Here is a 24,051-nt window from a genome sequence, read left to right as displayed (position 1 = left end):
CTCCCATCAATCCATGAAGCCCTGGAGCTTCAATTCGATGGAGCGCGGGTTCTCACCCTCGGCAATCGACAAGATGCCTTCGAGCAACATCTCGCGGTAACGCGACTGGCGCATGGCAATCGACTTGAGTTTGCTCGCCACCGGCAACAACACCAGGTTGGCACTGGCCACGCCGTAGATGGTGGCGACAAACGCCACGGCAATGCCGCTGCCCAGTTGCGAAGGGTCGGCCAGGTTGCCCATCACATGGATCAGGCCCATCACCGCACCGATGATGCCGATGGTCGGCGCGTAGCCGCCCATGCTTTCGTAGACTTTGGCAGCGTTGATGTCGCGGCTTTCCTGGGTGTAGAAATCCACTTCGAGGATGCTGCGGATCGCTTCCGGTTCGGCGCCATCGACCAGCAATTGCAGGCCTTTGCGCGCGTAGCTGTCGGGTTCTGCATCGGCCACGCCTTCCAGGCCCAGCAGGCCTTCCTTGCGGGCGGTGAGGCTCCAGTTGACCACACGGTCGATGCCACCCGGCAAGTCGACACGCGGCGGAAAAATGATCCAGATAAGGATCTGCATGGCGCGCTTGAAGGAGCTCATGGGCGACTGCAACAATGCCGCGCCCACGGTGCCGCCGATCACGATCAACGCGGCCGGACCGTTGGCCAGGGCGCCGAGGTGACCGCCTTCGAGGTAGTTGCCGCCAATGATCGCGACAAACGCCATGATGATACCGATCAGGCTCAAGACATCCATTAGAGGCAGGCCTCCACCAGATGCTTGCCGATGTCGTCCAGGCTGTAGACGGCGTCGGCCAGATCGGCCTTGACGATGGCCATGGGCATGCCATAGATCACGCAGCTGGCTTCGTCCTGGGCCCAGATGGCGCTGCCGCCCTGCTTGAGCAGGCGCGCGCCTTCACGGCCGTCGGCGCCCATGCCGGTGAGCACCACCGCCAGAACTTTGTCGCCGTAGGACTTGGCCGCCGAACCGAAAGTGATATCCACGCACGGCTTGTAGTTCAGGCGCTCATCGCCCGGCAGGATTTTGATCGCGCCACGGCCGTCCACCATCATCTGCTTGCCACCCGGCGCCAGCAACGCCAGGCCCGGACGCAGGATGTCGCCATCCTCGGCTTCCTTGACGCTGATGCGGCACAGCTTGTCCAGGCGCTCGGCGAACGCTTTGGTGAAGGCTGCGGGCATGTGCTGGATCAACACGATTGGCGCCGGGAAGTTGGCCGGCAGTTGGGTCAATACGCGTTGCAGGGCCACCGGGCCGCCGGTGGAGGTGCCGATAGCCACCAGCTTGTAGGCTTTGCGTTTCGGCGCAGGCGAATGGGCCGCCGCAGGCGTAGCGGCGCGAACCGGCGCCACGGCAGGCCGTGCAACCGGCGCAGGCGCAGGGCGAGCAAACGATGACGTCGGCGCAGCCGGTGCCGCAACCGGTGCAGGCGTCGGCGCGGGCGCGCTGAACAAGCTACGACGGTTACTGCGCGAAATGCTGTGCACTTTCTCGCACAGCAGTTGCTTGACCTTCTCAGGGTTGCGCGAGATATCTTCGAAATTCTTCGGCAGGAAGTCCACCGCGCCCGCGTCCAGCGCATCCAGGGTGACCCGGGCGCCTTCGTGCGTCAGCGAGGAGAACATCAATACCGGGGTCGGGCAGCGTTGCATGATATGCCGGACTGCGGTGATGCCATCCATCATCGGCATCTCGTAGTCCATGGTGATCACGTCCGGTTTCAACGCAATGGCTTGATCAATCGCCTCTTTGCCGTTGGTGGCCGTGCCGACCACCTGGATCGTTGGATCGGCGGAAAGAATTTCCGAGACGCGGCGGCGGAAGAAACCCGAATCGTCCACCACCAGGACCTTGACTGCCATAAACACTCCGTTAGGCGGGGCGGGCAATACCGCCCTGCCCCACCAGAATCAAATACGCCGAGCGGCGTAACGCTTGAGCATGCTCGGAACATCGAGAATCAGCGCGATCCGACCGTCACCGGTAATGGTCGCACCCGACATGCCCGGGGTTCCCTGCAGCATTTTGCCCAAAGGCTTGATGACCACTTCTTCCTGGCCCACCAGTTGATCGACCACAAACCCGATGCGCTGGGTGCCCACGGAGAGAATCACCACATGGCCTTCGCGCTGCTCTTCATGCTTGGCCGATGCCACCAGCCAGCGCTTGAGGTAGAACAGGGGCAACGCCTTGTCGCGCACGATCACCACTTCCTGGCCGTCCACCACGTTGGTGCGCGACAGGTCGAGGTGGAAGATCTCGTTGACGTTGACCAGCGGGAAGGCGAACGCCTGGTTGCCCAGCATCACCATCAGGGTCGGCATGATCGCCAAGGTCAACGGCACCTTGATCACGATCTTCGAGCCCTGGCCCTTGGTCGAGTAGATGTTGATCGAGCCGTTGAGCTGGCTGATCTTGGTCTTCACCACGTCCATGCCGACGCCACGGCCGGACACGTCGGAAATCTCGGTCTTGGTCGAGAAGCCCGGGGCAAAGATCAGGTTGTAGCACTCGGTGTCGGTCAGGCGGTCGGCGGCGTCCTTGTCCATCACTCCACGCTTGACCGCGATGTTGCGCAGGATGGTCGGGTCCATGCCTTTACCGTCGTCAGTGATCGACAGCAGGATATGGTCGCCTTCTTGCTCCGCCGCCAGGATCACTTTGCCGCCACGGGACTTGCCCGAGGCTTCGCGTTCTTCCGGGGTTTCCACGCCGTGGTCAACGGCGTTGCGCACCAAGTGGACCAGCGGGTCGGCCAGGGCCTCGACAAGGTTCTTGTCGAGGTCGGTTTCTTCACCCACCAGTTCCAGGTTGATTTCTTTCTTCAGCTGACGCGCCAGGTCGCGGACCAGGCGTGGGAAGCGGCCGAAGACTTTCTTGATCGGCTGCATCCGCGTTTTCATCACGGCGGTCTGCAGGTCGGCTGTCACCACGTCGAGGTTCGACACGGCCTTTTGCATGGCTTCATCGCCGCTGCTCAGGCCCAGGCGCACCAGGCGGTTACGCACCAGTACCAGTTCGCCGACCATGTTCATGATGTCGTCCAGGCGTGCGGTATCAACCCGTACGGTGGTTTCGGCTTCACTGGCAGGCTTCTCGGCAACCGGAGCGGCGGCGGCGCGTGCCGGAGCAGGCGCTGCTACAGGCGCTGGCTTGGCGGCCGGAGCCGGCGCAGCGGCTTTGGCGGCAACCGGTGCAGCCGTGGCCACCGCTGCGGCCGGGGCCACTTCGCTGAACTTGCCCTTACCGTGCAATTCATCCAGCAGCGATTCGAACTCGTGATCGGAGATCAAACCATCGCCAGCCGGTGCTGCACTGGCAGCGGCAGGCGCTGCGGCCGTGGCGGCGACTTCCGGCAAGGCGTCGGCCACGAAGGTGCCCTTGCCGTGCAGTTGGTCGAGCAACGCTTCGAATTCGTCGTCGGTAATGTCGGTGCTGGCTTTAGCAGCAGGCGCCTCGGGCGCAGCGGCCGGTGCCACAGCGTCGACCGCGAACTGGCCTTTGCCGTGCAACTGATCGAGCAGGGATTCGAACTCAGCGTCGGTGATGTCTTCGCTGGTTGGCGCAGCGACAGGCGCCTTTGGCGCTTCTGCCTCGGCCTTCACGGCACTGAGGGAGTTGAGCAGCTGTTCGAACTCGCTGTCGGTCACATCCGGTTCGGCTTCGGCCACAGGCTCGGGCGCCGCCTCGACCACAGGCGCAGCCGAGGTGTCGGCCGGTTCCGCCAGGCGCGCCAGGGCGGCCAGCAGTTCCGGGGTGGCGGCAGTGATCGGTGCACGGTCGCGCACCTCGCTGAACATGCCGTTGACCGCATCCAGTGCTTCGAGAATCACGTCCATCAATTCCGAATCAACGTGACGCTCACCCTTGCGCAGGATGTCGAACACGTTCTCGGCGATGTGGCAGCACTCCACCAGCTCATGGAGCTGGAGGAAGCCGGCGCCCCCTTTTACAGTGTGAAAACCGCGAAAAATTGCATTGAGCAGGTTCGCATCATCCGGTCGGCTTTCCAGCTCGACCAGTTGCTCGGACAACTGCTCTAAAATTTCGCCGGCCTCTACAAGGAAATCCTGAAGGATTTCTTCATCGGCGCCGAAGCTCATGTGGGTGCTCCTTAGAAGCCTAAACTGGATAACAGGTCATCGACATCATCTTGACCCGATACAACGTCTTCACGTTTATCGGCATGAATCTGCGGACCTTCACCCTTGGCGAGATGTTTTTGTGGATCTTTTTCCGAGAGGATCGCTTCGCGGTCATGTTCAATGCCGGCAAAACGGTCTACCTGGCCTGCCATCAGCACTAATTTGAGCAAGTTGCTTTCCACTTCGGTGACCAACTGGGTCACACGCTTGATCACCTGACCGGTGAGGTCCTGGTAATCCTGGGCGAGCAGAATGTCGTTGAGGTTGCTGGAAACCGTGCGGTTTTCCTGCTCGCTGCGTGACAAGAACCCTTCGACCCGACGCGCCAATTCACGAAACTCTTCAGCGCCCACTTCGCGGCGCATGAAACGGCCCCAGTCGTTGCTCAGGGCCTGGGCTTCGTTGGCCATGCCGTTGACCAGGGGCGTGGCGTTTTCCACCAGGTCCATGGTGCGGTTGGCCGCCGCCTCAGTCAGCCTGACCACATAGGACAGGCGTTCGGTGGCATCGGTGATCTGCGAGATTTCCTCGGCCTGGGGCATATGCGGGTCAATCTGGAAATTGACGATCGCACTGTGCAGCTCGCGTGTGAGCTTGCCCACTTCCTGGTACAGGCCGCGGTCACGGGTCTGGTTGAGCTCATGGATTAACTGCACCGCGTCGCCGAACTGGCCTTTTTCAAGGCTGTCGACCAACTGGTGAGCATGCTTTTTCAGGGTCGACTCGAAGTCTCCCTGTGACGTTTCTTTATGCTCCATAGCTCCCCCGCGATGGCATTAGCCGTGGATGCGTTCGAAGATTTTCTCGATCTTCTCTTTCAAGGCCAATGCAGTGAATGGCTTGACCACGTAACCGTTTACCCCGGCTTGGGCGGCTTCGATGATCTGCTCACGCTTGGCTTCGGCGGTCACCATCAGCACAGGCAGGCTGCGCAGTTTTTCGTCGGCGCGCACGTGGCGCAGCAAGTCGATACCGGTCATGCCCGGCATGTTCCAGTCCGTTACCAGAAAGTCGATGCTCCCGCTGTTGAGGATCGGAATCGCCGTAATGCCGTCATCCGCCTCGACCGTGTTAGTGAACCCAAGGTCACGCAACAGGTTTTTTATGATCCGCCGCATCGTTGAGAAGTCATCAACGATGAGGATTTTCATGTTCTTGTCCAATTCGACCTCCAAGCAGTCTTAAACGCGCCCAGCACCTGGACGCGCCATTTCAATCAACAGGCATTACACAAAAAGGACTGCCGGGGCACCACGGGTCGAACCCGCAAAGGCTGGTTGCCCTCGCGGTCTCGTCTGCAGTGTCCCCACACTGCCTGTCAGCGCGCTCGCCACTCTCCCAAACGCCCCCGCAAGCGGGCTGCGCACTGGCTGTGCAACTGGCTGACCCGCGACTCGCTGACCCCCAGGACCTCACCGATTTCCTTGAGGTTCAGCTCTTCGTCGTAGTACAGCGCCAACACCAGCCGCTCACGCTCCGGCAAATTGGCAATCGCGTCCGCCAACGCCCCCTGGAAACGCTCATCTTCCAGGTCACGCGATGGCTCCATATGAGCGCTCGCGCCGTCCTCGTGCAGCCCCTCGTGTTCGCCGTCCTGCAACAGGTCGTCGAAACTGAACAGGCGGCTGCCCAAGGTATCGTTCAAAATCCCGTAGTAATCGTCGAGACTCAATTGGAGTTCGGCCGCAACTTCGTGATCTTTAGCGTCGCGACCGGTTTTTGCTTCAATTGCGCGAATTGCGTCACTGACCATGCGTGTATTGCGATGCACCGAACGCGGCGCCCAATCACCTTTACGCACTTCATCGAGCATCGCGCCACGGATACGGATACCCGCATACGTCTCGAAACTCGCACCCTTGCTCGCGTCGTACTTGGTCGACACTTCGAGCAGGCCGATCATGCCCGCCTGGATCAGGTCTTCGACCTGGACGCTGGCGGGTAGGCGTGCCAGCAAGTGATAGGCGATACGCTTGACCAAGGGCGCGTAGCGCTCGATCAACTCGCCCTGACTGTCACGGGCAGACTTCTTGTACGCGTTGTAGCCAGTCGCTGTCATAGCACGGGTCCTGCGCTCGTCTGATGCACCAATCGCTCGACGAAAAACTCCAGATGCCCACGCGGGTTGGCAGGCAACGGCCAGGTATCGACCTTCTGGGCAATAGCCTTGAACGCCAATGCGCATTTGGAACGAGGGAACGCTTCGTAGACTGCACGCTGCTTTTGCACAGCCTTGCGCACACACTCGTCGTAGGGAACTGCGCCGACGTATTGTAAGGCGACATCGAGGAAGCGATCCGTGACCTTGGTCAACTTGGCGAACAGGTTGCGCCCTTCCTGCGGGCTCTGGGCCATGTTGGCCAGGACGCGGAAGCGGTTCATGCCGTAGTCACGGTTAAGCAGTTTGATCAGGGCGTAGGCGTCGGTGATCGAGGTGGGTTCATCGCAGACCACCAGCAACACTTCCTGCGCGGCGCGCACGAAGCTGACCACGGACTCGCCGATCCCGGCGGCGGTGTCGATCACCAGCACGTCGAGGTTGTCGCCGATATCACTGAACGCCTGGATCAGGCCGGCATGCTGCGCCGGGCTCAGGTGCACCATGCTCTGGGTGCCGGAGGCGGCCGGCACGATACGGATGCCACCGGGCCCCTGCAGCAGCACATCGCGCAGCTCACAGCGGCCTTCGATCACATCGGCAAGCGTATGTTTGGGCGTCAGCCCCAGCAGAACGTCGACGTTCGCCAGCCCCAGGTCAGCATCCAGCAGCATGACGCGACGGCCAAGCTCTGCCAGGGCCAGGGACAAATTCACTGACACGTTAGTTTTCCCGACGCCACCTTTGCCGCCGGTCACCGCGATCACCTGTACGGGATGCATGCTGCCCATTTTATTTCTTTACCTTGTCTTGCTTAGACGCAGGCTACATGGCTTGGCCGCGTGAATCGCTTGCAGACCATCGATGTAGATACATTTCACGGTGTTCATCCTGCCTCAACCCACCCGTTTTGCCGGGTTGTGGTAGAGGTCGGCGAACATATCGGCCATCGCTTCCTCGCTAGGCTCTTCTTGCATTTGCACGCTGACTGCACGGCTGACCAACTGATGACGGCGCGGTAGATGCAGATCATCCGGAATCCGCGGCCCGTCGGTCAGGTAGGCGACCGGCAATTCATGACTGATGGCCAGGCTCAGCACCTCGCCCAGGCTCGCGGTTTCATCGAGCTTGGTGAGGATGCAACCGGCCAGGCCGCAGCGTTTGTAGCTGTGGTATGCAGCGGTAAGAACCTGTTTCTGGCTGGTGGTTGCAAGCACCAGGTAATTTTTCGACTTGATGCCACGCCCGGCCAGGCTTTCCAGCTGCATGCGCAACGCCGGGTCGCTGGCTTGCAGGCCGGCGGTGTCGATCAAGACCACGCGTTTGCGCAGCAGCGGGTCGAGGGCGTTGGCCAGGGACTGGCCCGGGTCTACATGGGTCACCGACACATTGAGAATGCGGCCCAGGGTCTTGAGCTGTTCCTGGGCACCAATACGGTAGCTGTCCATGCTCACCAGCGCGATGTTCTGCGCGCCGTATTTGAGTACGTAGCGGGCCGCGAGCTTGGCCAGGGTGGTGGTCTTGCCCATGCCGGCAGGGCCGACCATGGCAATCACACCGCCTTCTTCCAGGGGTTCGATTTCCGGGGTGACGATCATCCGCGCCAGGTGGGCCAGCAACATGCGCCAGGCCTGGCGAGGTTCTTCGATTTCGGTGGTCAGCGCCAGCAGGTCGCGGGACAACGGGCCGGACAGGCCGATGCGTTGCAGGCGACGCCACAGGTTGGCTTGTTGCGGCTTGCTGCCTTGCAGCTGGTTCCACGCCAGCGAGCCCAACTGCACTTCCAGCAGTTCACGCAGGCCGTTGAGTTCAAAACGCATCGAATCGAACACCCGCTGGTCAACCGCAGGCGCCGGAGCAGGCGCAGCAGGACGCGGCGGTTCTTTGAAGGTCGGCTCGACCAGCGGCTCGGCAGCGGTCAGCGGCAAGCCGGCGAACAACTGGCGATTGGTGGTGGCATCGCTGTCGCCGCGCATGCTCAGTTCAGCCTGGGCCGAGACAATGCGCGAAGCGGTCTTGCGCAGCTCGTCTTCGAGCTCCATGTTCGGCACACGCGGCGCCAAGGCCTGGGGGGTGTAATCCAGGGCAGCCGTCAGCTCGACACCGCCGGCAATACGACGGTTTCCGATAATCGCGGCGTCGGCGCCCAGCTCATCACGCACCAGTTTCATGGCCTGACGCATATCGGCGGCGAAAAAACGCTTCACTTGCATAACCCACTACCCTCAGCCGTTGGGCCCTACTGTCGCGACGATAGTCACTTGCTTGTTGTCAGGAATTTCCTGATAAGCCAAAACGTGCAAATTCGGTACTGCCAGGCGTCCAAACCGCGACAACATCGCCCGGACGGGGCCTGCCACCAGCAGAATCACCGGTTGGCCCTGCATTTCCTGGCGCTGTGCGGCGTCGATCAACGAGCGCTGCAGCTTCTCAGCCATGCTTGGCTCCAGCAGAACGCCCTCTTCCTGGCCTTGTCCTGCCTTCTGAATACTATTGAGCAATATTTGTTCCAACCTTGGCTCCAAGGTGATCACAGGCAGCTCGGAGTCAAGCCCTACAATGCTTTGGACGATTGCGCGCGACAATCCGACGCGCACCGCGGCCACCAGGGCGGCAGTATCTTGACTCTTGGCGGCATTGTTGGCGATGGCCTCGGCGATGCTGCGAATGTCGCGCACCGGCACCTGTTCGGCCAGCAGTGCCTGCAACACCTTGAGCAATTGCGACAGCGACAGAATGCCCGGCACCAGTTCTTCGGCGAGTTTTGGCGACGCTTTGGCCAGCAAACCCATCAATTGCTGGACTTCCTCGTGGCCGATCAGCTCGTGGGAGTGCTTGTACAGGATCTGGTTGAGGTGCGTTGCGACCACGGTGCTGGCGTCCACCACGGTGTAACCGAGGGATTGCGCCTGGCTGCGCTGGCTGATTTCGATCCATACCGCGTCCAGGCCAAAAGCCGGATCTTTGGCGGTGATGCCGTTGAGGCTGCCGAACACCTGCCCTGGGTTGATCGCCAGTTCGCGGTCCGGGTAGATCTCGGCTTCGGCCAGGATTACGCCCATCAGGGTCAGGCGGTAGGCACTCGGCGCCAGGTCGAGGTTGTCGCGGATGTGCACGGTGGGCATCAAGAAGCCCAGGTCCTGGGACAGTTTCTTGCGCACGCCCTTGATCCGCGCGAGCAGTTGGCCGCCCTGGTTGCGGTCCACCAGAGGGATCAGGCGGTAGCCGACTTCCAGGCCGATCATGTCGATCGGGGTCACGTCATCCCAGCCAAGCTCCTTGGTTTCCTGGGCGCGGGCCGGGGATGGCAGCAGTTCCTGCTGGCGGGCAATCTCTTGCTGGGCGATGACTTTGACCTGGTTCTGCTTTTTCCAGAACAGGTAGGCAGCACCGCCGGCCAGGGCCGCCATGCTCAAGAACGACACGTGCGGCATGCCCGGCACGATACCCATGATCGCCATGATGCCCGCCGCTACGGCCAGCGCCTTGGGCGAAGCGAACATCTGCCGGCTGATCTGCTTGCCCATGTCCTCGGAGCCCGAAGCACGGGTCACCATGATGGCCGCCGCTGTTGATAACAACAGTGATGGCAATTGCGCCACTAAACCGTCACCGATGGTCAGCAAGGCGTAGACCTTGCCCGCATCGCCAAAGGTCATGCCGTGCTGGAAGATACCCACGGCCATGCCGCCAATGAGGTTGATGAACAGGATCAACAAGCCGGCGATGGCGTCACCGCGCACGAATTTGCTGGCACCGTCCATGGAACCGTAGAACTCGGCTTCCTGGGCCACTTCCAGGCGGCGCGACTTGGCCTGGTTCTGGTCGATCAGGCCGGCGTTGAGGTCGGCGTCGATAGCCATCTGTTTGCCGGGCATCGCGTCGAGGGTAAACCGCGCGCTCACCTCGGAAATCCGCCCGGCGCCCTTGGTCACCACCACGAAGTTGATGATCATCAGGATCGCGAACACCACGATACCAACCACGTAGTTACCGCCGATCACCACCTCACCGAAGGCCTGGATCACCTTACCGGCAGCGGCATGGCCGTCCTGGCCGTGGAGCATGACCACACGCGTCGACGCCACGTTCAGCGCCAGGCGCAATAGGGTCGCCACCAGCAGAATGGTCGGGAATACCGCGAAATCCAATGGCCGCAGGGCGTATACGCACACCAGCAAGACCACGACGGACAGGGCAATGTTGAAGGTAAAGAACACGTCCAGCAGGAACGGCGGCATCGGCAACATCATCATTGCCAGCATCACCAGCAACAACAACGGCACACCCAGATTGCCTCGCGAGAGGTCAGTCAGGGTGCTGCGGGCGTTGCCGAGCATTTGAGAGCGATCCACCACCGGTATTCCTCGTGTCCTTTGAAGCAAAGTTTTGACGCCTGGAGGCGTCCTGGAGGCGGTATTGCAAGAAGCCTTCCAACTTTTGCTCTAAGGGTCAGATCGCTCTCAGACATTGCCTTGAAAGCATCGATGAGGACGAAACTACAAGGGTTTGACGTTATCGGCCTGTGGGCCTTTTGGACCTTGAACGATGCCGTATTCGACTTTCTTGCCTTCTCCGAGGGTTCTGAAGCCATCGATTTTTATCGCGGAATGGTGGACAAATACATCTGCACTTCCATCGTTCGGCGAAATAAACCCAAACCCCTTCGCTGCGTTAAACCATTTCACCGTACCTGTTGCCATTGCCGTTCTCCTGACTTACGGGATAACGCGAACGTCGGATGCATAGACCGCGTCAGGCCCATGGACTCTCCGGACTTCCACCCGTAGGCCCACGGCTAGCCGAATGCCTCGCGAACCGATGAAATTCACTCGCACGTCATCTTCGCCATTTTCCAGGACAATCAAACCCACCCCGGATTGCTGGTTGTAATATTTGACAGCGCCTCTGACCGCCTTCAAAACCTCTCTCCCTGCATCTCATCTACAGCTTTCGCGCAGTGCTTCAGGCAATAGAACCGCGAGAACGGCCCTGTGACTACTGTCAAAGTTGACAGGTAGACAGGCATTCACGACGGGTGGTAGGGAGTAAGAAATCAGGAATCGCGGCGCAAATCCGGCGGAATCGGCAGATCCTTGAGCGGATCCGGCCGCTTGCCCTTGCCCGCGCGGTACTGGCGAATCTGATAGACATACGCCAGCACCTGGGCCACGGCCAGGTAAAGCCCGGCCGGGATTTCCTGGTCCAGGTCGGTGGAATAGAAAATCGACCGCGCCAATTCCGGCGACTCCAGCAACAGGATGTCGTTGGCCACCGCAATTTCACGGATCTTCAGCGCCGTAAAGTCACTGCCCTTGGCCAACAGCATCGGCGCGCCGCCCTTCTCCGGGTCGTATTTGAGGGCCACGGCGTAGTGGGTCGGGTTGGTGATGACCACGTCGGCGTCGGGCACCGCGCCCATCATCTTGCGCTGGGACATTTCCCGTTGCAGCTGGCGAATACGCTGTTTGACCTCGGGACGGCCCTCCTGGTCCTTGTGCTCATCGCGCACTTCCTGCTTGGTCATCAGCAGTTTCTTGTGGCTCTCCCACAACTGAATCGGCGCATCCACTGCGGCAATGATGATCAGCCCGGCGGCCATCCACAGCGCGCTCCAGCCCACCACCTGCACGCTGTGGATGATCGCCGACTCCAGCGGTTCATGGGCGATGCGCAGCAGGTCGTCGATGTCGGACGACAACACCATCAACGCCACAAACAGGATCAGGATGAATTTGGCCAGGGCCTTGAGCAGCTCCACCAAGGCCTTGGCGGAAAACATGCGCTTGAGCCCTGCAGCCGGGTTCATGCGGCTGAACTTGGGCGCCAGGCTGCCGGCGGCGAAAAGCCAGCCACCGAGGGCGACCGGGCCGATCAGCGCGGCCAGCAGCAAAGTGATCAGGATCGGCTGCACCGCCAGGATCGCGATCTTGCCCGAGTGCAGCAGGTACTGGCCCATGGCATCGGGGTTGAGCAGTACTTCACGGGGCAAGGTGAAGTTGTGTTTCATCAACTCCATCAAGTCCAGCGCCAGGCCACCGCCGTAGATCAGCAAGGCGCCAGCGCCGGCCATCATGGTCGCCACGGTGTTCAGCTCTTTGGAGCGCGCAATCTCGCCCTTTTCCCGGGAGTCCTTTTTGCGTTTCTCCGTGGGGTCTTCTGTTTTGTCCTGACCACTCTCGCTCTCGGCCATGGCTCAGCGCGCCCGTGCCAGATCACGTAAGAACTGCAAAGCGTCGGTCGCCAGCGGTTGATACTGATTGAGAATGTCGGTCAGGCCGATCCAGAAAATCCCCATGCCCAAGACCAGGGTCAACGGGAAACCAATCGAGAAGATGTTCAGCTGCGGCGCCGCACGGGTCATCACGCCGAACGCGATGTTGACCACCAGCAACGCGGTAATCGCCGGCAACACCAGCAACAGCGACGCGCCGAAGACCCAGCCCAGGCGCCCGACGATTTCCCAGAAATGATTGACCACCAGCCCCGAGCCCACCGGCAAAGTAGTGAAGCTTTCAGTCATCACCTCAAACGCCACCAAGTGGCCGTTCATCGCCAGGAACAACAAGGTCACCAGCATGGTCAGGAATTGCCCGATCACCGCCGCCGACACACCGTTGGTAGGGTCGACCATGGAGGCGAAGCCCATGCCCATCTGGATCGAGATGATCTGGCCGGCCACCACGAAGGCCTGGAAAAACAGCGTGAGGGAAAAGCCCATTAGTGCGCCGATCAGGATCTGTTCGGCAATCAGCAGCAAGGCGCTGAGGTCAATGGCATTGACCGGCGGCATCGGCGGCAAACCCGGCACGATCACCACGGTAATCGCCACTGCGAAGTACAGGCGCACGCGACGTGGTACGAGGGTGGTGCCGAACACCGGCATGGCCATCAACATCGCCGTCACGCGAAACAGCGGCAGGATGAAGGACGCCACCCAGGTGCTGATCTGGGTGTCAGTCAATGCCAGCAACGACTGCATCCGGTCAGCCGATCAACTGCGGAATACTGCCGTACAACTGCAGGATGTATTCCATGAAGGTCTGTACCAGCCACGGGCCAGCCACGATCAGGGTGACCAGCATCACCAGCAAACGCGGCAAAAAGCTCAAGGTCTGTTCGTTGATCTGGGTCGCGGCCTGGAACATCGCCACCAGCAGGCCCACCAACAGGCTGGGCACCACCAGCACGGCGACCATCACGGTGGTCAGCCATAGCGCTTCGCGGAACAGGTCGACAGCTACTTCTGGCGTCATCGCGCTATACCCCGCCGAAACTGCCGGCCAACGTGCCGATAATCAGTGCCCAGCCGTCCACCAGCACAAACAGCATGATCTTGAACGGCAACGAGATGATCAGCGGCGACAGCATCATCATACCCATGGCCATCAGCACGCTCGCCACCACCAGGTCGATGATCAGGAACGGGATGAAGATCATGAAGCCGATCTGGAACGCGGTTTTCAATTCGGAGGTGACAAATGCCGGCACCAGGATGGTCAGCGGCGCCTGATCCGGGGTGGCAATGTCGGTGCGCTTGGACAGGCGCATGAACAGCTCAAGGTCGCTGGAGCGGGTTTGCGACAGCATGAAGTCCTTGATCGGGCCCTGGGCCTTGTCGATCGCGTCCTGGGCGGTCATTTTCTCCGCCAGGTAAGGTTGTAGCGCTTGCTGGTTCACCTTGTCGAACACCGGCGCCATGATGAACAGCGTCAGGAACAAGGCCATGCCGGTGAGGATCTGGTTCGACGGCGTCTGCTGCAGGCCCAGGGCCTGGCGCAGAATCGAGAACACGATGATGATCCGCGTGAAGCTGGTCATCAGCATGACAAACGCCGGGATAAAGCTCAGCGCGGTCATGATCAGCAGGATCTGCAGGCTGACCGAATATTCCTGCGCGCCGGCCGCGTTGGTCCCCAGCGTGATCGCCGGGATCGACAACGGATCGGCGCCAAACGCCAATGGCGCGGCCAACAACAGCATGAGCGTCAATAAAACGCGCATTACTTCTTATCCTTCTGATCCTTGCCCAGCAACTCCATCAGGCGCTGGGCGAATTCTGGCGTGGCGGACTGGCTCTGATCCACGCTCACCGGGGTCTTGAGCACGTGCAGCGGGGTGATGCGACCGGGCGTGATGCCCAGCAGGATCTGCTCCTCGCCGACTTGCACCAGCACCAGCCGATCACGCGGGCCGAGGGCGCGGGAACCGATCATCTCGATTACCTGGCCATTGCCCGGCCCCACGCGCTGCACGCGGCGCAGCAGCCAGGCCAGTGCGAAGATCAAACCCACCACCAGCAACAGGCCCAGCACCAACTGGGTCAATTGCCCGCCGATGCCGCTGCTCACCACCGGCGTTGCGGCTGCGGTGGCTTGCGCAACCGGCTCAGCCGCCAGGGCGCTCAATGGCAGCGCCAGAAACAGTCCCGCCATCGAATACTTCATCTCAGCGCAACTTCTTGATGCGTTCGCTCGGGCTGATCACGTCGGTCAGGCGGATGCCGAACTTCTCGTTGACCACCACCACTTCGCCGTGGGCAATCAGGGTGCCATTGACCAGCACGTCCAGCGGCTCGCCGGCCAGGCGGTCCAGCTCGATCACCGAACCCTGGTTGAGTTGCAGCAGGTTGCGGATGTTGATTTCGGTGCTGCCGACTTCCATGGAGATCGACACCGGAATGTCGAGGATCACGTCCAGGTTCGGGCCATCGAGGGTCACCGGGTCGTTGTTCTTCGGCACGCTGCCGAATTCTTCCATCGGCAGGCGGTTGCCGGCCGGCGCGGTGGCGGCATCAGCGGCCAACAGCGCATCGATGTCGTCCTGGCCGACATCGCCGGTTTCTTCCAGGGCAGCCGCCCATTCGTCAGCCAGGGCCTGGTCTTCGGCGGAAGTGTTTTCGTGTTCGGTAGCCATTACATGTCCTCGGCGGAGCAGAAATTAGTGTTGATCAGCGACGATTGATCGGTTCAACCACTTGAAGAGCTAAGTTGCCTTTGTGGGAACCGAGCTTGACCTTGAATGACGGCACGCCGTTGGCGCGCATGATCATTTCGTCCGGCAATTCGACGGGGATGATGTCCCCCGGCTGCATGTGCAAAATATCGCGCAGGCGCAACTGGCGACGGGCCACGGTGGCGCTCAGTGGCACGTCGACGTCCAGCAAGTCTTCGCGCAGGGCCTTGACCCAACGCTCGTCCTGGTCGTCCAGGTCGGACTGGAAGCCAGCGTCGAGCATCTCGCGCACCGGCTCGATCATCGAGTACGGCATGGTCACGTGCAGGTCCCCGCCACCGCCATCGAGTTCGATGTGGAAGGTGGAGACCACAATGGCTTCGCTGGGGCCGACGATGTTGGCCATGGCCGGGTTCACTTCCGAGTTGATGTACTCGAAATTGACTTCCATGATCGCCTGCCAGGCTTCCTTCAAGTCGATGAAGGCCTGCTCCAGCACCATGCGCACCACCCGCAATTCGGTCGGGGTGAACTCACGACCTTCGATCTTGGCGTGACGGCCGTCGCCGCCAAAGAAGTTGTCCACCAGCTTGAACACCAGCTTGGCATCCAGGATGAACAGCGCGGTGCCGCGCAGCGGCTTGATCTTGACCAGGTTGAGGCTGGTGGGCACGTACAGCGAGTGCACGTATTCACCGAACTTCATCACCTGCACGCCGCCCACCGCCACGTCCGCCGAGCGGCGCAACATGTTGAACATACTGATGCGGGTGTAGCGGGCGAAACGTTCGTTGATCATCTCCAGGGTCGGCATGCGTCCACGGACGATGCGATCCTGGCTGGTGAGGTCATAACTTTTGACGCTGCCGGGCTCGGCAGCCATTTCGGTCTGTACCAGACCATCGTCGACGCCATGCAGCAGCGCGTCGATCTCATCCTGGGACAGCAGGTCTTGCACGGCCATGTCGTGATCCTACTGCAATACGAAGTTAGTGAAGAGCGCCTGCTCGACCACGACTTTGCCGAGTTCCTTCTGGGCCACTTCCTGCACGCTGGCGGTGACCTTCTGGCGCAGCATTTCCTGGCCCACCGGGGTGGCAAGTGTGTCGAAGCTCTGGCTGGAGAACAGCATCACCAGGTTGTTACGGATCACCGGCATGTGCACCTTGAGGGCGTCCAGGTCCGAGGCATTACGCGCCAGCAAGGTGATGCTCACCTGCAGGTAGCGTTGGCGGCCGTTCTGGTTGAAGTTGGCGACAAAGGCCGGAAGCATCGGCTCGAAGATTGCCGGTTGCTTGACGTTACTGGCGGTTTCGGCGGCAGGTGCCGGCTTGCTGGCACTGCTGTGCATGATGTACCAGGTGCCGCCGACCGAGGCGCCGATGGCCAGGAGCAGGCCCAGGACTATCAACAGGATAAGCTTGAGCTTACCTTTGCCTGCGGGTGCTTTTGCTGCGTCGTCGCTCTTCGCCATGCCAATAATCCGTCACTATTCGGGGATTCATAGATCTACGGAAAGGCAAGAGCAAGTGTTATGCCAGAGTTGTATGGGAGAAAGGGACACATGTCACGCTGGAGATCCCATGTGGGAGCGGGCTTGCTCGCGAATGGGGTATGTCAGTTGATACATCTGTCACTGATCCACCGCATTCGCGAGCAAGTCGAGTCGTCGCACCGCCGCTCCCACATTTAGGCCTGTGCAGGGCTCGAGTCAGGCGTAGTAGTCGACGGCGCTGGAGCCGATCACAGTAGAGGTCACGGGTGCCACGGCTTCAGCCACGTCAACGTGCGCGCCGCTGTCGCCGCTGTCACTACGTCCGCCGCTGCGGCTCACGCCACCGGTCTGGGCCTGCTGCTGTTGTTGCTCCTGGCCACGGGACTGGTCGGACACGTTCACATCCACCTGCCCCATGCCCTGTTGGGCGAACATCTCGCGCAAACGGCCGGACTGGCTTTCCAGCGCCTCACGCACCACCGGGTGGGCGCTCATGAAGTTGACCTGGGCTTGCTGGTCGGCGGTCATGTTGACCTTGATATCCAGGCGACCGAGCTCGGCCGGCTGCAACTGGATCTCCGCCGACTTGAGGTTGGCGCTGGACAGGTACATTACGCGGTTGACGATTTCGTCGGTCCAGCCGCTCTGGTGCATGGCCAACGGCGCATTGGTCACCGGCGGCAAGGCGTTGGCGGTTTTTGGCGTGGCGGCCTGGGTCAATGCAGCCAGGCGGTTGGCGAAGTCATCGACACGGGTGTCGCTGCTGGCGTTCTTCAGGTCCTTGAGGCCGTCTTCGATCAGCCCGCCGAAGGCCTTGTCACCGCCCGTGTCAGTGCTGTCCTTGGTGGCTTGCTGGTCGACCATATTGGCCAGGCCGGCGGCAAAGTTCTGTGCGGCAGTGGGCTGATCCTGGGTCGGGGCCGGGGCGGTTTTGGCCTGGGCCTGACTGCTGGCCGAGACGTGACCGCCCTGCTCCATCGCCAGGCGCACGGCGGGCATGGCGTCCAATGGGTCGGCTTCCGGGTCAAAGACTGGCTTGGCTTCCTCGGTCGCCGCTACCGGTGCTGCGACTACCGGCTGGGCCTTGTCATCCTTGACCGTGGTGACTGGCGCCGCCGGGGTTTCCACCGGCACTGGCACGGCTATCGGAGTGACGGTGGCAATCAGGGCCGGGTCGACCACCGGGTCAGCCGGAGGCTGCTGCACCAGGGTCGGGTCGGTTGGCGCGTCATCATCTTTGCTGGCGCTGTCGTCGGTCTTGGCCGGTGGGGTGGCAGGCAAGGTATTGCCGCTATCGGCAACGGCTGGCGTGCTGGCGGCAGGTTTGTCGCTGCTGGCCGCTGGCTTGACGCTGGCGTCGGAGGACTTGCCGGCGGTGGGCTTGGGCGAGTTGTCGTCGGGCTTGACCGTGGGTTTGGAAGCCTGGTTGGCGAACACTTGAGCGAAGCCAGGGCCCTTGTCCCGTGGGTCCGCAGCCACTGCCGGTGGGTTGGCGGCGGGCGCTTGAGGCTTGGCCGCGGGGGCAGCCTGAAGGAGCGAATTCGGGGCGACTGGCATAGGTAAAGGTCTCCACTGCATGGGGGTCGGGGATGCAGTATTGGGAGGTAGAGCAAGAGTTGGGCCAGGTTTGGGTTTTGGTGTGTATATCCGTTTTTTGGGTAACGGCTGGTATGGGTTCCGCCCTTACGGCGGGTCACTTTGGAAAAGCCGGAATGCCGGCCCAGCCCAAAGTAACCAAAGGGCTCTTGCCCCAACGCTCGGTGTGCCCGTAATCCGACAGGGATTTGGGGGGCCGCCGCTCCGCGCCATCCATGGCGCGGGGCGGCTAAACCGGCATCCCTGCCGGTTTACCCCCCAAATCCCTGCCGAATTCCGGCCAGCGTGTTTGACGGGGCGCCTAAGATCAAAATCAAAAGCAAGAGCACAGCGGCCTGACAGCCGGCTTGAGTGGTGTAGAGCAGATGCAAAGGCAAACGCGGCTCCTACAGAGGACAAAAAACGTATCCACGATGCGAAGCGAGTCGCTCTTGATCTTGATTTGAGGCGCCCCGTTAAACACGCTGGCCGAACGCAGGCTTTGGAGCGTGGGTAACCCGGCAGGACGCCGGGTTAGCCGCGCTGGGCCAAGGATGGCCCATCGCGGCGGCCCACGCTCCAAAGCCGGAGTGAGGGCACACCGAGCCTAAGCGAGGTGCCGAGTGTTGGAGCGAAGACCTTTTGCTTACTTTTGGGTCTTTCCAAAAGTGAGCCGCCGTAAGGATGGAACCCTAAGCAGCCGTTACCGCAGCAACGGATATGTACTCAACAAATCGTCAAATCTGAAACCGCTGCCGCTCCGTCTCATACAACGGCTTCACCAAAGCAAACTCCCGATCAATCTGATCCACCAACTCCCCCAGATCCCCAACCGCAGGCCCAACAGACTCAGCCTCCAACCGCTGACACAACTGCGCCAACCGCACCGCCCCAAGGTTCCCACTGCTCCCCTTGAAACTATGCGCAATCCGCCCCAACGCCTTCGCATCATCCCTAGCCTTGCGCAACGCCTCGACGCGCTTCTGGGAATCATCAAGAAAGGTATCCAGCAACTTCGGATACTCGCCTTCCATGACTTCCTGCAAACCCGACAGCACCTGCGGGTCCAGATGTAGATCAACCACTTGCTCGCTCCCTGATCAAGAATCGGCGGATTATGCCAGAGCCCCCCAGCAAAACTCCACGCACACACTGCGCCCGCCATCCGACCAGCCTACATGGCTGCTCAACTGACGGACCAGGCTCAAGCCCCGGCCAGACAGACGGTCGATATCCAGCGGCCGCGCCAGCACCTGGTCCACATCAAACCCCGGGCCGCTGTCTTCGATACGCAGGGTCATCCTCCCGCCCGCCTCAGTCGGCACCACCTGCACATGCACCCGGATATACCCGCTGTCGAGTTGCGCCAGGCGGTCATTACGCTGGCGGTAATACTCGGCAAACCCCAGGGCATCACGCTTTAGCCGCGAATCCAGCCCCAGCACCCCATGCTCAAGGGCATTGGAATACAACTCGGCCATCACGCTGTACAACGCCCCGCTCTGCTCGCGCAGGCCATGGATCTCCAACAACAGTTGCAGCAGATACGGCAACGGGTTGTAGCGTTTCAAGGTTTCGGCGCGGAACTCGAAACTCACCGACCAATCCAGCGGGCACGACTGCCCACTGTCCGCATACAACGGCCCGGAGGCACGCAGTGGCTGGCCAGGCTGCAAGGTGATTTCCACCAGGCTCACGTCATCGCGCACTTCACCGCGAAATGCCGCCAGGGCCTGTTCGATCTCTCCAAACAAACGATCAGGCTCGCGATTGGTGGCAAACACCTGCTGCAAACGTTCGGCGCCGAACAGTTGGTCGTTGGCATCGGCGGTATCCAGCACCCCATCGGACAACAGGAATACCCGGTCGCCCAGGGCCATCGGCCAGACTTCAGTACGATCATCAAAGGCTTCGGCCGAGAGCACCCCCAACGGCAAATGCCGCGATTCCAGCGGCGTGCGTTTGCCGGTGGCGATTTCATGCACGTAGCCTTCGGGCATGCCGCCGTTCCACACCTCCACGACTCGCCGCTGCGTGCTCAGGCACAACAGGGTGGCGCAGCAGAACATGTCCACCGGCAGGATGCGCTTGAGCTTGGCGTTCATCTCGCGCAGGGTCTGCGCCAGGCCGTAGCCCTTGGCCGTCATGCCGTAGAACACTTCAGCCAGGGGCATGGCCCCCACTGCCGCCGGCAGGCCATGGCCAGTGAAGTCACCAAGCAGCACGTGCATGTCGCCGGACGGCGTGTAGGCGGCCAGTAGCAAGTCACCGTTAAACAGCGCATAGGGCGATTGCAGGTAACGGATATTCGGCGCGGCATTGATGCAGCCCGAATGCGCGACCTTATCGAACACCGCCTTGGCTACCCGCTGCTCGTGCAGAAGATAGTCGTGATGCTTGGCGATCAGGTCGCGCTGCTGCAGGACCGTGGCCTGCAACCGGCGCAGGCGGTCCATGGCGTTGATCTTCGCCGCGAGAATCAGCTGGTTGTAAGGTTTGGGCAGGAAGTCATCGCCGCCGGCATCCAGGCACTGGGCCAGGGCTTCGCTCTCGCGCAGGGAGGTGAGAAAAATCAGCGGCACCAGCTCTTCACCTGCCAACTGCTTGATCCGGCGTGCCGCTTCAAAGCCGTCCATCACCGGCATCAGCGCGTCCATCAACACCAGTTGCGGGCGCTCACGGGTAAACACTTCGACTGCCTCAGCGCCGTTTGTGGCCGTGAGCACCTGATGACCCTGGCGCCGGATGATGGTCGACAGCAACAGCAGGTCGGCGGCGCTGTCTTCGGCGATCAGGATCGTCAGCGGTTCGATGATCGGGGCCAGGGCGCTCAACTGATGTCGAACAGTTTGTCGAAGTTGGAGATGGCGAGGATCTTGCGCACGTCGGAGTTGCTGTTGATCACCTGAACTTCAGCATTATCGCCACCGGCATGGTCGCGCAACAGCAGGAGCATGCCCAGGGCGGAACTGTCCATGTAGGTGGCCTCTTTCAGGTCGACGACATACAACTCAGGCACTTTATAGAAACGCTCGTAGGCATCACGAAATGCCTGATGGCTGCCGAAATCAAACCGGCCCTTGACCGCTATCGTCAACTTCGTCCCGTCCAGGGATACTTCTGACTCGACTGACATGCGACTGCTTCCTTGTCATTGGCAATGACACAAGGTTTAGCAGGAGAAGGACATGTGGGCAACTCTCAATAGACGTCTTTGCGCGGCATGCGCTGAGACAGCTCGTCGAGCAACTTCTGCTCGCGCTTGTCTTCCAGTGCCCGCGCTTCGTCGATATAACGCTGTACCAGCTTGCGCAGGCCTTCAACCCGTGCAAACGCGGCCTGCCAGCTTTCGCGGGCTTTATCGAGGTTGTTCTGGTGCCAGGCCAGGCTTTGGCGCTGCTGGCCGACGGCCGTTTCCAGTTGGTTGAGAAAGCCCTGGTAGCCCATCAGCCATTGGCCCGAGACGCCTTTGGAGCCCCGCTCGATCCACTGCTGTTGGTATTCGCCACGAAAGCGCTCGAGGTCGCCCAGCTTGCTTTCCGCCAAGCGCACCTGGCCCTGGAAGTAACCCAGGCGCTGCACGGCGGTTTTCTCGGCCTTTTCGGCCATGTCCACCACCGGAGCCAGGCGCGCGGCGCGGCTGTTGGCCATGGCTTAGCCGCCCGGCGCCGGGGCGAAGATCGACTGCAGGTGCGCTTCGCTTTCGCCCATGCTGATCTTGTCGTTGAGGCCCTGGCGCAGGTAGGTCACCAACTGCGGTTGCAGGGCAATGGCCAGGTCGGTGTCGCGATCGCCGCCCGCCACGTAGGCGCCGACGCTGATCAGGTCGCGGCTCTGTTGGTAGCGCGACCACAGCTGCTTGAACTGTTGTGCACGGATCATGTGTTCCGGCGTCACCACGGCCGGCATCACCCGGCTGATGGACGCTTCGATATCGATGGCCGGGTAGTGCCCCTCTTCAGCCAAGCGCCGCGACAGCACGATGTGACCGTCGAGCACGCCCCGCGCCGAGTCGGCAATCGGGTCTTGCTGGTCATCGCCTTCGGACAGCACGGTGTAGAACGCGGTGATCGAGCCGCCCCCGGCTTCGGCGTTACCGGCACGCTCCACCAGTTTGGGTAGCTTGGCGAACACCGACGGCGGATAGCCCTTGGTCGCGGGCGGCTCGCCGATGGCCAGGGCAATCTCCCGCTGGGCCTGGGCGAATCGGGTCAGCGAGTCCATCAGCAACAAGACATTCTTGCCCTTGTCGCGGAAATATTCGGCGATGCGCGTGCAGTACATGGCGGCGCGCAGGCGCATCAGCGGCGCATCGTCCGCCGGGGACGCAACGACGACCGAGCGCTTGAGGCCCTCTTCACCGAGGCTGTGCTCGATAAATTCCTTTACCTCGCGGCCCCGTTCGCCGATCAGCCCGACCACGATGATGTCGGCCTCGGTAAAGCGCGTCATCATGCCCAGCAGTACTGATTTACCTACGCCGGTACCGGCAAACAGGCCCAGACGCTGGCCACGGCCGACCGTCAATAATCCGTTGATGCTGCGAATGCCCACGTCCAGCGGCACGCTGATGGGGTTACGGTTGAGCGGGTTGATGGTGGGGCCGTCCATCGGCACCCAGTCTTCGGCCTTCATGCCGCCTTTGCCATCCAGCGCGCGACCGGCGCCGTCAAGTACACGGCCGAGCATGCTCATGCCCATCGGCAGGCGGCCGGTGTCGGCCAAGGGTACCACGCGGGCGCCGGGGGCAATGCCCGCCAGGCTGCCCACGGGCATCAGGAAAATCTTGCTGCCGGAGAAGCCCATCACTTCGGCTTCGACCTGCACCGGGTGGTAGCTGTCGTCGTTGATCACCATGCAGCGGCTGCCCATGGCGGCGCGCAGGCCTTCGGCTTCGAGGGTCAGGCCGACCATGCGCAGCAGGCGCCCTTCAAGGATCGGCTGGCCAGGCAACTCGGCGGCTTCGGCATAACCGCTCAAGCGCTTGGCGAAACTGGTGCGATCAAGGCGCATCAGGGGCGTCCAGGTCCACGCTCAGGTCAGGCTCGGCAGGGTTCAACACCTGCTCATGGGCCTGATCCAACAGCTTGGCCATGATCTGGCTGATGCGGGTTTCCACCGTGGCATCGATGCGGCTGTGTTCGGTCTCGACGCGGCAACCACCGGGTTGCAGCGACGCGTCCTCGACGATGCGCCAGGTTTCTTCATGGCGCTCGCGCAGGGCTTTGACCTGTTCGAAATCCTGCGGATTGATGTACAGCCGTACATTGCCGACGCCCAGGGGCAGCAGCTTGAGGGCTTCGCGCATCACGCTTTCGATATGGCTGGAGTCCAGCACCAGCTCACGCTGGATCACCTGGCGGGCGATGTGCTGCACCAACTCGACCATGGCTTTTTCGATCTGCGAGTCCTGCTCGGCGATGGGGTCGAACAGCCCGCCCATCAAGCGTTCAAGGCTGACCAACTTGACGCTCAGCGCCTCCTCGGCTTCCTGGCGGACCTTGAGGGTGGTGCTGCGAAAACCATCTTTTTCACCTGCCGCGAAGCCCTCGTTGTAGGCCTCCTGGCGGATGGCTTCCAACTCTTCCAGGGTCAGTGGCTGGACTTCATCCAGCGGCACTTCTTCCATTTCCGCCGGTGGCTCTTCAACCGGTTCAGGCTCGGGCTCGGGCACATGCGGATCGAAGCTGGGCAACGACCAGATGTCGAACCCACCGACGTCCCGTGCGCGAATCAGATCGCTGGGCGCCTCATCTTTGTTCGACATG

25 protein-coding genes are annotated in these 24,051 nt (G+C 61.4%); all 25 read right to left on the bottom strand.

Features of this window, described 5'->3' with window-relative positions; genetic code table 11:
* Positions 1-6 precede the first annotated feature (6 nt).
* The 25 genes from H096_RS18910 to fliH all read right to left on the bottom strand — a co-directional run bounded on the left by H096_RS18910 (position 7) and on the right by fliH (position 24,050).
* Positions 7-747 carry a flagellar motor protein gene (locus H096_RS18910; RefSeq protein ID WP_033900785.1) on the bottom strand — a complete coding sequence of 247 codons (741 nt, stop codon included), beginning with the start codon at positions 745-747 and terminating at the stop codon, positions 7-9.
* On the bottom strand, positions 747-1,877 hold the full coding sequence (locus tag H096_RS18905; RefSeq protein WP_033900783.1) for a chemotaxis response regulator protein-glutamate methylesterase: 1,131 nt from the start codon (positions 1,875-1,877) through the stop codon (positions 747-749). The genes H096_RS18910 and H096_RS18905 overlap by 1 nt, the downstream gene beginning before the upstream one ends.
* Positions 1,878-1,925: 48 nt before the next feature.
* A complete protein-coding gene (locus H096_RS18900; RefSeq protein ID WP_033900781.1) occupies positions 1,926-4,118 on the bottom strand; it encodes a chemotaxis protein CheA in 2,193 nt (730 codons plus the stop codon).
* A gap of 11 nt (positions 4,119-4,129) precedes the next feature.
* A complete protein-coding gene (locus H096_RS18895) occupies positions 4,130-4,918 on the bottom strand; it encodes a protein phosphatase CheZ (protein ID WP_033900779.1) in 789 nt (262 codons plus the stop codon).
* Positions 4,919-4,936: 18 nt separating this feature from the next.
* The gene (locus H096_RS18890; protein ID WP_015885173.1) at positions 4,937-5,311 is read right to left on the bottom strand and encodes a chemotaxis response regulator CheY; all 375 of its coding nucleotides are present in this window, start codon (positions 5,309-5,311) and stop codon (positions 4,937-4,939) included.
* A 167-nt stretch (positions 5,312-5,478) separates the two neighbouring features.
* Positions 5,479-6,219, bottom strand: coding sequence for an RNA polymerase sigma factor FliA (gene fliA / locus H096_RS18885; RefSeq protein WP_016976604.1), 741 nt, complete (start codon positions 6,217-6,219; stop codon positions 5,479-5,481).
* Positions 6,216-7,049, bottom strand: coding sequence for a flagellar synthesis regulator FleN (gene fleN, locus H096_RS18880; RefSeq protein WP_003192912.1), 834 nt, complete (start codon positions 7,047-7,049; stop codon positions 6,216-6,218). Before fleN ends, fliA begins: the two co-directional genes overlap by 4 nt.
* 105 nt (positions 7,050-7,154) lie before the next feature.
* On the bottom strand, positions 7,155-8,471 hold the full coding sequence (flhF, locus tag H096_RS18875) for a flagellar biosynthesis protein FlhF (protein WP_033900777.1): 1,317 nt from the start codon (positions 8,469-8,471) through the stop codon (positions 7,155-7,157).
* A 12-nt stretch (positions 8,472-8,483) separates the two neighbouring features.
* Complete coding sequence (gene flhA / locus H096_RS18870; protein ID WP_033901079.1) at positions 8,484-10,613, bottom strand: flagellar biosynthesis protein FlhA; 2,130 nt, start codon at positions 10,611-10,613, stop codon at positions 8,484-8,486.
* Between the two features lie 144 nt (positions 10,614-10,757).
* Positions 10,758-10,961, bottom strand: coding sequence for a cold-shock protein (locus H096_RS18865; protein ID WP_033900775.1), 204 nt, complete (start codon positions 10,959-10,961; stop codon positions 10,758-10,760).
* A gap of 353 nt (positions 10,962-11,314) precedes the next feature.
* The gene (gene flhB, locus H096_RS18855) at positions 11,315-12,451 is read right to left on the bottom strand and encodes a flagellar biosynthesis protein FlhB (protein ID WP_033900771.1); all 1,137 of its coding nucleotides are present in this window, start codon (positions 12,449-12,451) and stop codon (positions 11,315-11,317) included.
* Positions 12,452-12,454: 3 nt separating this feature from the next.
* Positions 12,455-13,240, bottom strand: coding sequence for a flagellar biosynthetic protein FliR (gene fliR / locus H096_RS18850; protein ID WP_033900769.1), 786 nt, complete (start codon positions 13,238-13,240; stop codon positions 12,455-12,457).
* Between the two features lie 4 nt (positions 13,241-13,244).
* Entirely contained in the window at positions 13,245-13,514 is a 270-nt protein-coding gene (fliQ, locus tag H096_RS18845; RefSeq protein WP_010208761.1) for a flagellar biosynthesis protein FliQ, read from the bottom strand.
* A gap of 4 nt (positions 13,515-13,518) precedes the next feature.
* The gene (fliP, locus tag H096_RS18840; protein ID WP_016976565.1) at positions 13,519-14,262 is read right to left on the bottom strand and encodes a flagellar type III secretion system pore protein FliP; all 744 of its coding nucleotides are present in this window, start codon (positions 14,260-14,262) and stop codon (positions 13,519-13,521) included.
* Positions 14,262-14,705 (bottom strand): flagellar biosynthetic protein FliO, encoded by a 444-nt coding sequence (gene fliO, locus H096_RS18835; RefSeq protein ID WP_033900767.1) that lies wholly within the window; start codon positions 14,703-14,705, stop codon positions 14,262-14,264. The genes fliP and fliO overlap by 1 nt, the downstream gene beginning before the upstream one ends.
* A gap of 1 nt (position 14,706) precedes the next feature.
* Entirely contained in the window at positions 14,707-15,174 is a 468-nt protein-coding gene (gene fliN, locus H096_RS18830) for a flagellar motor switch protein FliN (RefSeq protein WP_033900765.1), read from the bottom strand.
* Positions 15,175-15,208: 34 nt separating this feature from the next.
* Positions 15,209-16,177, bottom strand: coding sequence for a flagellar motor switch protein FliM (gene fliM, locus H096_RS18825; protein WP_027603859.1), 969 nt, complete (start codon positions 16,175-16,177; stop codon positions 15,209-15,211).
* 9 nt (positions 16,178-16,186) lie between these two features.
* Positions 16,187-16,687, bottom strand: coding sequence for a flagellar basal body-associated protein FliL (fliL, locus tag H096_RS18820; RefSeq protein ID WP_033900763.1), 501 nt, complete (start codon positions 16,685-16,687; stop codon positions 16,187-16,189).
* A 237-nt stretch (positions 16,688-16,924) separates the two neighbouring features.
* A complete protein-coding gene (locus H096_RS18815; protein WP_033900762.1) occupies positions 16,925-18,265 on the bottom strand; it encodes a flagellar hook-length control protein FliK in 1,341 nt (446 codons plus the stop codon).
* Positions 18,266-19,020: 755 nt separating this feature from the next.
* Positions 19,021-19,368, bottom strand: a complete 348-nt coding sequence (locus H096_RS18810) for an Hpt domain-containing protein (RefSeq protein ID WP_033900760.1) — start codon at positions 19,366-19,368, stop codon at positions 19,021-19,023.
* A gap of 30 nt (positions 19,369-19,398) precedes the next feature.
* Positions 19,399-21,117, bottom strand: a complete 1,719-nt coding sequence (locus H096_RS18805; RefSeq protein WP_033900758.1) for a fused response regulator/phosphatase — start codon at positions 21,115-21,117, stop codon at positions 19,399-19,401.
* A complete protein-coding gene (locus H096_RS18800) occupies positions 21,114-21,419 on the bottom strand; it encodes an STAS domain-containing protein (RefSeq protein ID WP_033900756.1) in 306 nt (101 codons plus the stop codon). The genes H096_RS18805 and H096_RS18800 overlap by 4 nt, the downstream gene beginning before the upstream one ends.
* A 65-nt stretch (positions 21,420-21,484) precedes the next feature.
* Complete coding sequence (gene fliJ, locus H096_RS18795) at positions 21,485-21,934, bottom strand: flagellar export protein FliJ (protein ID WP_016975640.1); 450 nt, start codon at positions 21,932-21,934, stop codon at positions 21,485-21,487.
* A 3-nt stretch (positions 21,935-21,937) separates the two neighbouring features.
* Positions 21,938-23,296, bottom strand: a complete 1,359-nt coding sequence (gene fliI, locus H096_RS18790) for a flagellar protein export ATPase FliI (protein ID WP_010208746.1) — start codon at positions 23,294-23,296, stop codon at positions 21,938-21,940.
* Complete coding sequence (gene fliH, locus H096_RS18785; protein ID WP_033900754.1) at positions 23,286-24,050, bottom strand: flagellar assembly protein FliH; 765 nt, start codon at positions 24,048-24,050, stop codon at positions 23,286-23,288. Before fliH ends, fliI begins: the two co-directional genes overlap by 11 nt.
* Between the last annotated feature and the right edge of the window lies 1 nt (position 24,051).

The organism is Pseudomonas sp. FH1 (assembly GCF_000510895.2).
In the GTDB taxonomy this organism is placed as follows: domain Bacteria; phylum Pseudomonadota; class Gammaproteobacteria; order Pseudomonadales; family Pseudomonadaceae; genus Aquipseudomonas; species Aquipseudomonas azotoformans_A.
This window is presented reverse-complemented; position numbering and strand designations above follow the sequence as displayed.